Source organism: Pseudomonas sp. MBLB4123 (genome assembly GCF_051904775.1).
GTDB classification, from domain to species: domain Bacteria; phylum Pseudomonadota; class Gammaproteobacteria; order Pseudomonadales; family Pseudomonadaceae; genus Aquipseudomonas; species Aquipseudomonas benzenivorans_B.
Genome location: NZ_CP196711.1, coordinates 3,644,881 through 3,658,442, shown reverse-complemented (window position 1 = coordinate 3,658,442; position 13,562 = coordinate 3,644,881). Strand labels below are relative to the sequence as shown.

At 66.8% G+C, this 13,562-nt stretch carries 11 protein-coding genes; 5 read left to right on the top strand and 6 right to left on the bottom strand.

Annotation, left to right across the window (positions count from 1 at the left end; all coding sequences use genetic code 11):
* Positions 1-124: 124 nt before the first annotated feature.
* From ACSX1C_RS16860 to ACSX1C_RS16845, 4 genes are all read right to left on the bottom strand, one after another.
* Complete coding sequence (locus ACSX1C_RS16860; protein ID WP_439887101.1) at positions 125-1,219, bottom strand: polyamine ABC transporter substrate-binding protein; 1,095 nt, start codon at positions 1,217-1,219, stop codon at positions 125-127.
* Between the two features lie 162 nt (positions 1,220-1,381).
* Positions 1,382-2,755 carry an aspartate aminotransferase family protein gene (locus ACSX1C_RS16855; RefSeq protein ID WP_439887100.1) on the bottom strand — a complete coding sequence of 458 codons (1,374 nt, stop codon included), beginning with the start codon at positions 2,753-2,755 and terminating at the stop codon, positions 1,382-1,384.
* 60 nt (positions 2,756-2,815) lie between these two features.
* Positions 2,816-4,174 carry a glutamine synthetase family protein gene (locus ACSX1C_RS16850; protein WP_318644104.1) on the bottom strand — a complete coding sequence of 453 codons (1,359 nt, stop codon included), beginning with the start codon at positions 4,172-4,174 and terminating at the stop codon, positions 2,816-2,818.
* Positions 4,175-4,217: 43 nt separating this feature from the next.
* On the bottom strand, positions 4,218-4,970 hold the full coding sequence (locus ACSX1C_RS16845) for a gamma-glutamyl-gamma-aminobutyrate hydrolase family protein (protein WP_439887099.1): 753 nt from the start codon (positions 4,968-4,970) through the stop codon (positions 4,218-4,220).
* A 266-nt stretch (positions 4,971-5,236) separates the two neighbouring features.
* On the opposite strand from ACSX1C_RS16845, the gene ACSX1C_RS16840 reads away from it, so the two are divergent.
* The 5 genes from ACSX1C_RS16840 (at position 5,237) to aguA (ending at position 10,937) form a co-directional block, all read left to right on the top strand.
* On the top strand, positions 5,237-6,616 hold the full coding sequence (locus ACSX1C_RS16840; protein ID WP_439887098.1) for a glutamine synthetase family protein: 1,380 nt from the start codon (positions 5,237-5,239) through the stop codon (positions 6,614-6,616).
* A gap of 162 nt (positions 6,617-6,778) precedes the next feature.
* The gene (locus tag ACSX1C_RS16835; RefSeq protein WP_439887097.1) at positions 6,779-7,837 is read left to right on the top strand and encodes an extracellular solute-binding protein; all 1,059 of its coding nucleotides are present in this window, start codon (positions 6,779-6,781) and stop codon (positions 7,835-7,837) included.
* An 80-nt stretch (positions 7,838-7,917) separates the two neighbouring features.
* Positions 7,918-8,565 carry a TetR/AcrR family transcriptional regulator gene (locus ACSX1C_RS16830; RefSeq protein ID WP_439887096.1) on the top strand — a complete coding sequence of 216 codons (648 nt, stop codon included), beginning with the start codon at positions 7,918-7,920 and terminating at the stop codon, positions 8,563-8,565.
* Positions 8,566-8,807: 242 nt separating this feature from the next.
* Entirely contained in the window at positions 8,808-9,686 is an 879-nt protein-coding gene (aguB, locus tag ACSX1C_RS16825; protein ID WP_439887095.1) for an N-carbamoylputrescine amidase, read from the top strand.
* Between the two features lie 144 nt (positions 9,687-9,830).
* Complete coding sequence (gene aguA / locus ACSX1C_RS16820; protein WP_439887094.1) at positions 9,831-10,937, top strand: agmatine deiminase; 1,107 nt, start codon at positions 9,831-9,833, stop codon at positions 10,935-10,937.
* A gap of 33 nt (positions 10,938-10,970) precedes the next feature.
* Here the strand turns inward: aguA and ACSX1C_RS16815 are convergent, their stop codons facing one another.
* Positions 10,971-12,695: a SulP family inorganic anion transporter gene (locus ACSX1C_RS16815; RefSeq protein ID WP_439887093.1), complete on the bottom strand. Its 1,725-nt coding sequence runs from the start codon at positions 12,693-12,695 to the stop codon at positions 10,971-10,973.
* Positions 12,692-13,558, bottom strand: coding sequence for an MBL fold metallo-hydrolase (locus tag ACSX1C_RS16810; protein ID WP_439887092.1), 867 nt, complete (start codon positions 13,556-13,558; stop codon positions 12,692-12,694). Before ACSX1C_RS16810 ends, ACSX1C_RS16815 begins: the two co-directional genes overlap by 4 nt.
* Positions 13,559-13,562: the final 4 nt, after the last annotated feature.

The window sequence follows — 13,562 nt, the reverse complement described above, 5'->3', positions numbered from 1 at the left end:
ACGCACCTCCGATAGGCGCGGCCGATGGGCCGGCCGGAAGAATCGAACAACGCATACAAGCTTCCTTCTTATTGTTAGGGCCTCCGGCGGACGGACCCGCCGGAGGCTGGGTGGCTGCGTGTGTTTAGCGGCCCGACTTGACCTTGGTCCAGCTGCGGGTCATGGCGCGCTGCACCTTGGGGCTCAGCTCGGTGAAGGTGTAGAGCTTCTTCGAGGCTTCCTCGGTCGGGTAGATGCCCGGGTTGTTGCGGATTTCCTCGGACACCAGCGGCGTGGCGGCGCTGTTGCCGTTCGGATAGGCCACGTAGTCGGAGATCGGCGCGATCACTTCCGGGGTGAGGATGTAGTTGAGGAAGGTATAGGCCTCATCGACGTTCTTGGCATCGCCCGGGATGGCCATCATGTCGAAGAAGGTGGCGGCGCCCTCCTTGGGAATGGCGTAGGCCACCGGCACGTCGTTCTTCGCTTCCTCGGCGCGGGCCTGGGCCTGGAACACGTCGCCGGACCAGCCGACCGCTACGCAGATGTTGCCGTTGGCCAGGTCGGAGATGTACTTGGAGGAGTGGAAGTAGGTGACGTGGGGACGTACCTGGAGCAGCAGCTCTTCGGCCGCCTTCACGTCCGCCGGGCTCTGCGCGATGGGGTTCTTGCCCAGGTAGTGCAGCGCCGCGGCATAGATTTCCTCCGGTGCATCGAGCATGGCGACGCCGCAGGACTTGAGCTTCTCCATGTTCTCCGGCTTGAACACCGCCTCCCAGGAGTCGATCTTGTCCACGCCGAGGGCGGCCTTGACCTTGGCCGGGTTGTAGCCGATGCCGGTGGTGCCCCACAGGTAGGGGAAGGCGTACTGGTTGCCCGGGTCGGCGGCTTCCAGGGCCTTCATCAGGTCGGGGTTGAGGTTCTGCCAGTTCGGCAGCTTGGACTTGTCCAGCTTCTGGAACACGCCGGCCCTGATCTGCTTGGCGAGGAACTGGTTGGACGGCACCACCACGTCGTAGCCCGAACCACCGGAGAGCAGCTTGGCTTCCAGGGTCTCGTTGCTGTCGAAGACGTCGTAGACCACCTTGATGCCGGTTTCCTTCTGGAAGTTGTCCAGGGTGTCCTCGGCGATGTAGTCCGACCAGTTGTAGACGTGCAGCACTTTGTCCTCGGCCTGGGCGACACCGGCGACGGCGCCCGCCAGGGACAACGCGAGAAGGGTTTTGCCGAATCTTTTCATGCGTACAGCTCCTGTTGTCGTAGAAGTATTCCGGAACGTGGCGCAGCCTCACTGCACCACCTCCCGGTGAGCCTGGCCAACGCACGGATGCAGTCTGGCAAGGTCATGGCACTCTTTACAACTTTCAGGCCTAAGGGGCCTGGAACGCTAACGGTCTGGCACTCAGTTCAATACGGCCTTGGCGGTCAGGTCGAGGCACAGGCGCGCCTTTTCCACCAACTCGTCGATCTCCGCCTTGCCGATCACCAGCGGCGGCGAAATGATCATGGTGTCGCCGACCGCGCGCATGATCAGGCCGTTGTCGAAGCAGTGACCGCGACAGATCATGCCCACGCCCAGCTCGCCCGGGAAACGCCCGCGGCTGGCCTTGTCCTTGACCAGCTCGATGGCCCCGAGCATGCCGACGCCGCGCACTTCGCCCACCAGCGGGTGGTCGGCCAATTCACGCAGGCGTTTCTGCAAATAGGGTGCCGTCTCCTCCCGGACCCGCTCGACGATCTTCTCGTCGCGCAGGATGCGCAGGTTCTCCAGGGCCACGGCGGCGCCCACCGGGTGCCCCGAGTAGGTGAAGCCGTGGTTGAAGTCGCCGCCCCGGTTGAGCACCTCGACGATCTCGTCGCGCACGATCAGCCCGCCCATGGGCACATAACCGCTGGTCAGGCCCTTGGCGATGGTCATCATGTCCGGGGTGTTGCCGTAGTAGTCGCTGCCGAACCATTCGCCGGTACGGCCGAAGCCGCAGATGACCTCGTCGGCGACGAACAGGATCTCGTACTTGGCGAGGATCTCGCGGATCTTCGGCCAGTAGCTGTCCGGCGGGATGATCACCCCGCCGGCGCCCTGGATCGGCTCGGCGAGGAAGGCGGCGACGTTCTCTTCGCCGACCTCGAGAATCTTCTGCTCCAGCTGCTCGGCGGCCCAGACGCCGAACTCGTCCGGCGACATGTCGCCGCCTTCGCCGAACCAGTAAGGCTGCGGGATATGCTCGATGCCGGGGATCGGCAGGTCGCCCTGCTCGTGCATGAACTTCATGCCGCCCAGGCTGGCGCCGGCCACGGTGGAGCCGTGGTAGCCGTTGACTCGGCTGATGATCACCTTCTTGCTCGGCTTGCCCTTGAGCGCCCAGTAGTGGCGGACCATGCGCAGCATGGTGTCGTTGCCTTCGGAGCCGGAACCGGTGAAGAACACGTGGTTCATGCCGGCGGGAGCCAGCTCGGCGATGGCCTTGGCCAATTCCAGCACCGGCGGGTGGGCGGTCATGAAGAAGGTGTTGTAGAACGGCAGCTCGCGCATCTGCTTGCTGGCCGCCTCGACCAGCTCCTCGCGCCCGTACCCCACCGCCACGCACCACAGGCCGGCCATGCCGTCGAGGATCTTGTTGCCCTCGCTGTCCCACAGGTACACGCCCTCGGCCTTGGTGATGATGCGCGGGCCGACCTCCGCCAGCTGCTGGTAGTCGCTGAACGGCGCCAGGTGGTGCTCGCGGCTCATGGCCTGCCATTCGCGGGTTTTCGGGTTGTTCACGGGTTTGCTCATAGCCACCTCAGATTGCATGCATTGCTCGGGGGCCGGACGATCCGACCGGCCCCCGCTCACTCAGACCGACAACAGCAGGAACTCACGCTCCCAGGAGCTGATCACCCGCTTGAAGTTTTCGTGCTCGGCGCGCTTGACCGCGACATAACCGCTGACGAACTTGCCGCCCAGGTATTCCTTCACGGTCTCGCAGGTCTCCATGCGCTCCAGCGCCGCCTCCAGGGTCAGCGGCAGGCGCAGGTTGCGCCGCTCGTAGCCGCGGCCCACCACCGGGGCGCTCGGCTCGATGCCCTCGACCATGCCGATATAGCCGCACAGCAGGCTGGCGGCCAGGGCCAGATAGGGGTTGGCGTCGGCGCCGGCCAGGCGGTTCTCCACCCGGCGGTTCTGCGCGCCGGAGTCCGGTACGCGCAGGCCGACGGTGCGGTTCTCCTCGCCCCACTCGACGTTCACCGGCGCCGAGGTGTCCGGCAGGAAGCGGCGGAACGAATTGACGTTCGGCGCGAACAGCGGCAGCACCTCGGGGATGAACTTCTGCAGACCGCCGATGTGGTGGAGGAACAGCTCGCTCATCGAGCCGTCGTCGTTGGAGAAGATGTTCCGTCCGGTCTCCAGGTCGATGATGCTCTGGTGCAGGTGCATGGCACTGCCCGGCTCGTCGGTGATCGGCTTGGCCATGAAGGTGGCCGCCACATCGTGCTTGAGCGCGGCCTCGCGCATGGTGCGCTTGAACACCAGGATCTGGTCGGCCAATTGCAGGGCGTCGCCGTGACGGAAGTTGATCTCCATCTGCGCCGGACCTTCCTCGTGGATCAGGGTGTCCAGGTCCAGGCCCTGCAGCTCGCACCAGTCGTACATGTCCTCGAACAGCGGATCGAACTCGTTGGCCGCGTCGATGGAGAACGACTGGCGGCCGGTCTCCGGCCGCCCGGAGCGGCCCAACGGCGCCTCCAGGGGGAAGTCCGGGTCGCCGCAGCGCTTGGTCAGGTAGAACTCCATCTCCGGCGCGACGATCGGCTTCCAGCCCTTGTCGGCATAGAGCTTGAGCACCTTCTTCAGCAGGTTGCGCGGCGACAACTCGATGGGGTTGCCCTGCTTGTCGTAGGTGTCGTGGATCACCTGGGCGGTCGGCTCGATGGCCCAGGGCACCAGGTACACGGCGTTCTCGTCCGGACGGCAGACCATGTCGATGTCGGCCGGGTCGAGCAGCTCATAGTAGACGTCGTCCTCGACATAGTCGCCGGTGACGGTCTGCAGCAGCACGCTCTCGGGGAGGCGCATGCCCTTCTCGTCGAGGAACTTGTTGGTCGGCGAAATCTTGCCACGGGCAATACCGGTAAGATCGCTGACCAGGCATTCGACTTCGGTGATTTTGCGTTCTTTCAGCCAGCTCGAAAGCTGGTCCAATTTGGCGCTCATAGAGACCTCAGGGTTGGAAAGAGCCGTTTCCTTTATAGTCGGCTCAGCGTTGCCCCGCCCTCTTCCTGCAAGCCTCACCAAAGGCCTGGAAGATGGCGAGATAATTCGGGTTGGATCCTACCTGCCACTCGGGGTGCCATTGCACCCCGAGGGCGAAACTCGGCGCACCTTCGACGGAGAAGGCTTCGATCAACCCGTCAGGCGCCAGTGCTTCTACGCGAAGGCCCGGCGCCAGACGCTCAACGCCCTGGCCATGAATGGAATTGACTTCTATCTCGCGCGGCAAGCCGAGGCCGGCGAGCAGCCCGCCCGGCTGCACCTGCAGCGGGTGAGCGGGGGCATACTGCACCTCGAGCGGCGCGTCCTGCGGCTCGCGGTGGTCCATCATCCCGGGGAGCTCATGCACCTTCTGGTGCAGGCTGCCACCGAAGGCCACGTTCATCTCCTGGAAGCCGCGGCAGATGCCCAGCACCGGGATGCCGGCATCGATGGCCTGACGGATCAGCGGCAGCGTGGTGCGGTCACGCGCCGGATCGTGCTGAGTGCCGGCGCTGCTCGGCGGGCCACTATAATGACGGGGTTCGACGTTGGACGGCGAGCCGGTGAACAGCAGGCCGTGCAGATTATCGAGCAGCGACGGCTGGTCGATCAGTTCGCCCAGGGCGGGGATGATCAGTGGCAGGCCACCGGCTCCGACGACCACGGCGCGAACATACTTGTCGCCGGTTATATGGTAGGGATGCAGACCGATCTGCTTGGTACAGGCGGTGACGCCGATCAACGGCAGGTGCGACATGGGACACCCGTTTTATTGCTGTTATGGGTTTGAGCCGAGCTTAGCCTTGTTCATTTTTTTACACAATAGCCATGTAAAAAATTGAACACAGTCCGCCGGGCGGCACGCCAGCACTGGCGCTGCGCGCCCTGAAACGCCCTAATATTTGGCCGCACGGCCCTTTTTTAGGGCAGAATACGCCTCGCTTGACAGCGCTAGGTGTTTAGGATTGACTCACAGTCGTGCAGTTGCATGATTGATATTTTTAACAAAAAAGGTGTTGCATCATGTCGGTACCCCCGCGTGCCGTTCAGCTTAATGAAGCGAACGCGTTCCTTAAGGAACATCCTGAGGTCCAGTTCGTCGACCTTCTCATTGCAGATATGAATGGCGTGGTGCGCGGCAAGCGCATCGAGCGCGCCAGCCTTCACAAGGTGTACGAGAAAGGCATCAACCTGCCGGCTTCTCTGTTCGCCCTGGATATCAACGGCTCCACGGTGGAAAGCACCGGCCTGGGCCTGGATATCGGCGACGCCGACCGTATCTGCTTCCCCATCCCCAATACCCTGAGCAACGAGCCATGGCAGAAGCGCCCCACCGCGCAACTGCTGATGACCATGCACGAGCTGGACGGCACGCCTTTCTTCGCCGACCCTCGAGAGGTATTGCGCCAGGTGGTGCAGAAGTTCGACGAACTAGGCCTGACCATCTGCGCCGCTTTCGAACTGGAGTTCTACCTGATCGACCAGGAGAACGTGAACGGCCGTCCGCAGCCGCCGCGTTCGCCGATCTCCGGCAAGCGCCCGCATTCGACCCAGGTCTACCTGATCGATGACCTCGACGAGTATGTCGACTGCCTGCAGGACATGCTCGAAGCCGCCAAGGAGCAAGCCCTGCCGGCCGACGCCATCGTCAAGGAGAGCGCCCCGGCGCAGTTCGAGGTCAACCTGCATCACACCAACGATGCGCTCAAGGCCTGCGACTACGCGCTGCTGCTCAAGCGCCTGATCAAGAACATCGCCTACGACCACGAGATGGACTCGACCTTCATGGCCAAGCCCTATCCGGGCCAGGCCGGCAACGGTCTGCACGTGCACATCTCGCTGCTCGACAAGGAAACCGGCAAGAACATCTTCACCTCCGAGGACCCGCTGCAGAGCGACGTGCTGCGCCACGCCATCGGCGGCATCCTCGACACCATGCCGGCGTCGATGGCCTTCCTCTGCCCGAACGTCAACTCCTACCGCCGCTTCGGCGCCCAGTTCTATGTGCCGAACGCGCCGAGCTGGGGCCTGGACAACCGCACCGTGGCGGTGCGCGTGCCGACCGGCAGTGCCGATGCGGTGCGCATCGAACACCGGGTCGCCGGTGCCGATGCCAACCCCTACCTGATGATGGCGGCGATCCTCGCCGGCATTCATCACGGCATGACCAACAAGGTCGAGCCGGGCGAGCCGATCGAGGGCAACTCCTACGAGCAGCTGGAGCAGAGCCTGCCGAACAACCTGCGCGATGCCCTGCGCGAACTGGACGACAGCGAGGTGCTGAACAAGTACATCAGCCCCGAGTACATCGACATCTTCGTCGCGTGCAAGGAAGCCGAGTTGGAGGAGTTCGAGACCACCATCTCCGACCTCGAGTACAACTGGTACCTGCACACCGTGTAAGCAACACCCCCGACGCCGGCCTCGAGCCGGCGTCGTTCTATTCAGCCGGACCCGTCGCATCCTGCTCGCCTGTCGCGCGGGCGGGCAACGGCCGGCCTGCGCTTGCCGCACCCGACGGCCGCGCCGGATGGCGTGGACCACCATGCTGACAGGGAGACGCCCATGCCCCGCTTGTTTGCTTCGCTGCTGCTTGCCCTGACGCCGCTGCTGGCCGGCGCCGAGGAGGTCATCCGCTTCTACAACTGGAACGACTACATCGCCCCACAGGTGCTCAAGGACTTCGAGGCCGAAACCGGCATCCGCGTCGAATACCGCACCTTCAGCACCGACGCCGAACTGGACCAGGCCCTGGCCAGCGGCGACGCCATCGACCTCGCCGTGCCGTCGAACGATGAACTGCCGGGCCTGATCGCGGCCGGCACCCTGCAACCGCTGGACTTCACCCTGCTGCCCAACCGCGCCCACCTGGACAAGGAGCTGCTGAGCAAGCTGGCCGCGGCGGACCCGAACAATCGCCATGCCGTGCCCTACCTGTGGGGCGCGGTGGGCCTGGCCATCAACACGGCGCAGGCCGAGGCCGCGTTCGGCGGGCCGCTGCCGGACAGCTGGAGCCTGCTGTTCGACGCCGCGCAGAGCGCACGCCTGGCCAGTTGCGGCATCAGCCTGCTGGATGCGCCGGACGAGACCCTGTCGCTGCTGCTCAACTACCAGGGCCGCAACCTGACGCGCAGCGCGCCGAGCCGCATCGAGCGCGCCGCCAGCGTGCTCGACGGCCTGCGCCCCCACCTGCGCTACATCGACAGCGAGCGCTACATCGACGACCTCAACCACGGCCGCCTGTGCCTGGCCATGGCCTGGGTCGGCGACGCCCTGGCCGCCGCCGACGCCGGCCAACCGGTGCGCTTCGTGGTGCCGGACGAGGGCTCGGTGCTGTTCATCGACAACCTGGTGATCCCGCGTAGCGCCCGCCGCGCCGACCTGGCCCACCGCCTCATCGACTACCTGCTGCAACCCGAGGTCGCCGCCCGGATCACCGAGGAGACCCTCTACCCCAACGGCAATGCCGACTCCCAGGCGTTCCTCGACCCGGCCCTGCGCAGCCAGCCCGGGCTCTACCCGGATCGCGACACCAAGCGCCGCCTGTACGCCCTGACGGCCATGCCGGAGAAGCACGCCGTCGTCCGCGACCGGGTCTGGACGCGCTTTCGCGACGGCCCCTGAGCCCCGGCCGGGGCGCCTGCGGCTTGCTTCCGGGACGACGGCTGGCGTCCAATAAGCCGTCCCCTGCCGAGAAGACCGCCATGCCGCGCCCCGCCACCGCCCGCAAACCCCGCGCCAGCAGCCAGGCGCGCATCGCCGTGATCCTCGCCGCCGCCCGCGAACTGCTCGCCGAACAGGGCGTGGCCGGCCTGTCGATCTACAGCGTGGCCGAGCGCGCGGCGATCCCGCCGTCCTCGGTGTACCACTTCTTCGCCAGCGTGCCGGCGCTGCTCGAAGCCCTGACCGCGGACATCCACGCCGCCTTTCGCGCCAGCCTGCAGGCGCCGGTGGCCCACGCCGAGCTGGACGCCTGGCGCGACCTGTCGCGCATCGTCGAGCGGCGCATGCTGGCGATCTACGCCGAGGATGCCGCCGCCCGTCAGCTGATCCTCGCCCAGCACGGCCTGGCCGAGGTGACCCAGGCCGACCGCCAGCACGACATCGAGCTGGGCCAGTTGATGCAGGCGCTGTTCCAGCGCCACTTCGTCCTGCCGCCACTGCCGGAGGATGTCGACGTGTTCGCCCTGGCCATGGAGCTGGGCGACCGCGTCTACGCCCGCTCGGTGCAGCTGCACGGCCAGATCAGCCCGCGCCTGGCCGAGGAGGGCATGCGCGTGTTCGACGCCTACCTGGGCCTCTACCTGCCGCCCTGCCTGCCGAAGCGAGCCCATCCACTGCTACCCGACTAGGCGGCGCCAGGCGCTGCCTGCCGCCTCCGGTGACAGGCCCACTTCCCTTCGACAAATATCGATATATATCCGCCTTAACCGATAATTATATTTTCTTTAAATAATTTTCCGCTTTAAAAGCCGATTTTTATCGGTTATAAATCCACAACCGCTCGACAAGCCCACGCCCGTCGAGTCGGCATCGTCATCGGCCGCCCGCTGACTCATTGCGGCCACCGCTCATCGTTCCTACGAGGTGTTCCATGTCCCGCATCGTTACCGTCGCCGCCACCCAGATGGCCTGCTCCTGGGATCGCGCCGCCAATATCGCCAACGCCGAGAAGCTGGTGCGCCAGGCCGCCGCCCAGGGGGCGCAGATCATCCTGATCCAGGAGCTGTTCGAGACCCCCTACTTCTGCCAGAAGCCCAACCCGGACTACCTGCAGCTGGCCACCCCGGTCGAGGCCAACGAGGCCATCGCCCACTTCCAGAAGGTCGCCAAGGAACTCCAGGTGGTGCTGCCGATCAGCTTCTTCGAGCTGGCCGGGCGCGCGCGCTACAACAGCATCGCGATCATCGACGCCGACGGCAGCAACCTCGGCATCTATCGCAAGAGCCACATCCCGGACGGCCCCGGCTACCACGAGAAGTACTACTTCAACCCCGGCGACACCGGCTTCAAGGTGTGGAACACCCGCTACGCCAAGATCGGCGTGGGCATCTGCTGGGACCAGTGGTTCCCCGAGTGCGCGCGCAGCATGGCCCTGCTCGGCGCCGAGATCCTCTTCTACCCCACCGCCATCGGCAGCGAGCCCCATGACCCGACCATCAGCTCCCGCGACCACTGGCAGCGCGTGCAGCAGGGCCACGCCGGCGCCAACCTGATGCCGCTGGTGGCGAGCAACCGCATCGGCCGCGAGGACCAGGACGGCTACCACATCACCTTCTACGGCAGCTCCTTCATCGCCGACCAGTTCGGCCAGAAGGTCGAGGAACTGAACCAGACCGAGGAAGGCGTGCTGGTGCACCGCTTCGACCTCGACCAGCTGGAGCACATCCGCAGCGCCTGGGGCAGCTTCCGCGACCGCCGGCCGAACCTCTACGGCCCGCTCAAGACCCTGGACGGCGCCCTGGAGTCCTGATCGCCAGATGACCCGTAGGGTGGGTCGAGGCGCACGGCGCCGCTACCCATCGCCACCCGACTATGGCTAGCGCTACGCTTAACCTACGCGGCCCGACCTGTGCGGGCCACTCCACCCTAGCCAGTTCCACGTTTTGGTGACCCAATGACTGCACTGAACAGCACCCCCCGCGCCGACGGCTTCCGCATGCCGGCCGAGTGGGAACCCCACGCCCAGACCTGGATGGTCTGGCCCGAGCGCCCGGACAACTGGCGCCTGGGCGGCAAGCCGGCCCAGGCCGCCTTCACCGCGGTGGCCCGCGCCATCGCCGAATTCGAGCCGGTGACCGTCTGCGTCTCGGCCGGGCAGTACGAGAACGCCCGCGCGCGCCTGGCCCACCCGGCCATCCGCCTGGTCGAGATCAGCACGGACGACGCCTGGGTGCGCGACACCGGGCCGACCTTCGTCTGCAACGAGCAGGGCGAGGTGCGCGGCGTGGACTGGGCCTTCAACGCCTGGGGCGGCTTCGACGGCGGCCTGTATTTCCCCTGGAACCGCGACGACCAGGTGGCCAGCAAGATCCTCGAGATCGAGCGCTGCGCCCGCTACCGCACCGAGGGCTTCGTGCTCGAGGGCGGTTCGATCCACGTCGACGGCGAAGGCACCCTGATCACCACCGAGGAGTGCCTGCTCAACCGCAACCGCAACCCGCACCTGGACCGCGGGGCGATCGAGCTGAAGCTGCGCGAGCAGTTGGCCATCGATACGGTGATCTGGCTGCCGGACGGCCTGTTCAACGACGAGACCGACGGCCACGTCGACAACTTCTGCTGCTACGTGCGCCCCGGCGAGGTGCTGCTGGCCTGGACCGACGATCCGCAGGACCCCAATTACCCGCGCTGCCAGGCGGCCATGGCCGTGCTGGAGCAGGCCCGCGACGCCCGCGGCCGCCAGCTGATCGTGCACAAGATGCCGATTCCCGGCCCGCTTCACGCCAGCGCCGAGGAATGTGCCGGGGTCGACCTCGCCGCCGGCAGCCAGGAACGCAGCCCGGCGGTGCGCCTGGCCGGCTCCTACGTCAACTTCCTGATCGTCAACGGCGGCATCGTCGCGCCCAGCTTCGACGACCCCAAGGACGAGGAGGCCCGCGCCATCCTCCAGCGCCTGTTCCCCGAGCACCGGGTGGTGCTGGTGCCCGGCCGGGAGATCCTCCTCGGCGGCGGCAACATCCACTGCATCACCCAGCAGCAGCCGGCGCCGCAACGGCGCTGAGCCCCCGGGCCCGGGTTGGCCCCGCCAGCCAACCTAGGCCGTCTGTCGCAGCGCCCGCTCGGCGCAGTCCGGGTCCAGCGCCTGCAGCGCCTGATACTGGCTGGTGAACACCTGGCCGCCGAAGCCCTGGAGAAAGTCCGCGCGCTGCAGCTGGTCCATCACCGGCCCCTTCACCTCCGACAGGTGCAGTTGCGCGCCGGCGCTGCGCAGGCGCTCGGCGATGGCCGCCAGGCTGTCCAGGGCGCTGGCGTCGATCAGGTTGACCCCCGAACACATCAGCACCAGGTGGCGTACCTGGGGCCGCGCGGCGATCAACTCGCCGATGCGCTCCTCCAGGTAGCGCGCATTGGGAAAGTACAGGCTCTCGTCGACCCGCAGCGACAGCACGCTGGGGCTCTGCACCACGGCATGGCGCAGGATGTTGCGAAAGTGCTCGCTGCCCGGCAGCTGGCCGACCACCGCCATGTGCGGACGACTGGTGCGCCAGAGGAACAGCAGCAGCGACAGGCCGACGCCCAGCAGGATGCCCACCTCGACCCCGAGCAGCAGCACGCCGCCGAGGGTGGCCGCCTGCGCCGCGCCGTCCTGGCGGGAATAGCGCCAGGTGTGGCGCAGCGCGCCGAGGTCGACCAGGCCCAGCACCGCGACGATGATCGCCGCCGCCAGCACCGCCTGGGGCAGGTCGTGCAGCCAGGGAGTCAGCAGCAGCGCGCTGAGGGCGATGCCGAATGCGGTCAACACGCCGGCCATGGGCGTCTGCGCGCCCGCCTCGAAGTTGACCACCGAGCGGGCGAAACCGCCGGTCACCGGCATGCCGGCGCTGAGCGCCGCCGCCAGGTTGGCCGCGCCGAGGCCGAGCAGTTCGCGGTCCGGGGCGATGCGCTGGCGGCGCTTGGCCGCCAGGGTCTGCGCCACCGACACCGATTCGACGAAACCGATCAGGCTGATCAGTGCCGCGGCCGGCAGCAACTGCGCCATCAGCGCCAGGTCCAGAGGCGGTAGGGTCAGAGGCGGCAGCCCACTGGGAATGCTGCCGACCACCCGCACCCCGGCCTGCTCCAGCTGCAGGGCGCCGACCAGCAGCACCGCCACGACGATGGCCAGCACCGGCCCGGCCTTGGCCAGGCTGGCCGCCAGCCGCGGAGCGACGCCACACGCCAGCAACAGCGACTGCAGACGGCTCCGCGCCCACCAGAGAAACAGCAGACTGCCGGCGCCGATCGCCAGGGTCGGCAGATGGGTCTGCGGCAAGTTCTCGAACAACGCCGGCAACAGCTGCGGCAGCGCCTGGCCCGTCGTCGCAATGCCGAGGATATGCTGGAGCTGGCCCACGGCGATGAGCAGGCCGGAGGCGCTGACGAAACCCGAGATCACCGGATGGCTGAGGAAGTTGGCGAGAAAGCCCAGGCGCAGCAACGCCATGCCCAGCAACAGCAGGGCCGACAGCAGGGCCAGCAGCATGGCCGCGCCCAGGTACTCGGCACTGCCCGGGGCGAACAGCGGACCGAGGGCCGCGGCGGTCATCAGCGACACCACGGCCACCGGACCGACCGCCAGGGTGCGGCTGGAGCCGAACAACGCGTAGGCCAGCAGCGGCAGGATGCTGGCATACAGGCCGGTCTGCGGCGGCAGCCCGGCGAGCATGGCGTAGGCCAGGCTCTGGGGAATCAGCATCAGGGTGACGATCAATGCGGCCAGGCCATCCTGGCCGGCCACCCGGCGGTCGTAGCCGCGCAGCCAGTCCGGACGCCACTTCATCGGAACAGGTTCAACGGGATTTTCAGGTAGCGGGTGCCGTTGTCCTCCGCAGGGGGCAGCTCGCCGGCGCGCATGTTCACCTGCACGGCCGGCAGCATCAGCGCCGGCATCTTCAGCTCGGCATCCCGGGCGCGGCGCATGGCGACGAAACTGTCCTCGTCGATGCCCTCGCGCACCTGCACGTTGTGCGCGCGCTGCTCGGCCACCGTGGTCTGGTACTGGTAGTGCTCGCGCCCCGGCGCCTTGTAGTCGTGACACAGGAACAGGCGGGTCGCCCCGGGCAGCTCGAACAGTCTGCGGATCGAGCGGTACAGCGCCCGCGCATCGCCCCCGGGGAAGTCGCAACGGGCGGTGCCGTAGTCGGGCATGAACAGGGTGTCGCCGACGAAGGCGACGTCGCCGATCAGGTAGCTCATGCACGCCGAGGTGTGCCCCGGGGTATGCAGGGCCCGCACGCCGAGTCCGCCGATGCCGAGGCACTCGCCGTCCTGCAGCAGCCGGTCGAACTGACGGCCATCGGTGGCGAACTCCCGGCCGAGGTTGAACAGCCGGGCGAAGCTGTCCTGCACCTGGGTGACCCGCGCGCCGATCGCCAGGCGGCCACCCAGCTCCCGCTTGAGGTAGGCGGCGGCGGACAGGTGGTCGGCATGCACGTGGGTTTCCAGCAACCAGTCCAGGGTCAGGCCCTGCTCACGCACATGGGCGACCAGGCGCTCGGCGCCCGCGTAGGAGATGCGCCCGGCGGCCGCGTCGTAGTCCAGCACCGGGTCGATGATGGCGCAACGCTTGCTGCCCGGATCGCTGACCACATAGCTGTAGCTGGAGGTGGCCGAATCGAAGAAGGCGGTGATTTCGGGCGACATGACG

Coding starts and splice junctions, on each gene's coding strand:
- ACSX1C_RS16815 (WP_439887093.1), bottom strand. CDS start 12,695: ATGAAGTGGCGTCCGGACTGGCTGCGCGGCTACGACCGCCGGGTGGCC.
- ACSX1C_RS16810 (WP_439887092.1), bottom strand. CDS start 13,558: ATGTCGCCCGAAATCACCGCCTTCTTCGATTCGGCCACCTCCAGCTAC.
- ACSX1C_RS16855 (WP_439887100.1), bottom strand. CDS start 2,755: ATGAGCAAACCCGTGAACAACCCGAAAACCCGCGAATGGCAGGCCATG.
- ACSX1C_RS16860 (WP_439887101.1), bottom strand. CDS start 1,219: ATGAAAAGATTCGGCAAAACCCTTCTCGCGTTGTCCCTGGCGGGCGCC.
- aguB (WP_439887095.1), top strand. CDS start 8,808: ATGTCCCGCATCGTTACCGTCGCCGCCACCCAGATGGCCTGCTCCTGG.
- ACSX1C_RS16845 (WP_439887099.1), bottom strand. CDS start 4,970: ATGTCGCACCTGCCGTTGATCGGCGTCACCGCCTGTACCAAGCAGATC.
- ACSX1C_RS16850 (WP_318644104.1), bottom strand. CDS start 4,174: ATGAGCGCCAAATTGGACCAGCTTTCGAGCTGGCTGAAAGAACGCAAA.
- ACSX1C_RS16830 (WP_439887096.1), top strand. CDS start 7,918: ATGCCGCGCCCCGCCACCGCCCGCAAACCCCGCGCCAGCAGCCAGGCG.
- aguA (WP_439887094.1), top strand. CDS start 9,831: ATGACTGCACTGAACAGCACCCCCCGCGCCGACGGCTTCCGCATGCCG.
- ACSX1C_RS16840 (WP_439887098.1), top strand. CDS start 5,237: ATGTCGGTACCCCCGCGTGCCGTTCAGCTTAATGAAGCGAACGCGTTC.
- ACSX1C_RS16835 (WP_439887097.1), top strand. CDS start 6,779: ATGCCCCGCTTGTTTGCTTCGCTGCTGCTTGCCCTGACGCCGCTGCTG.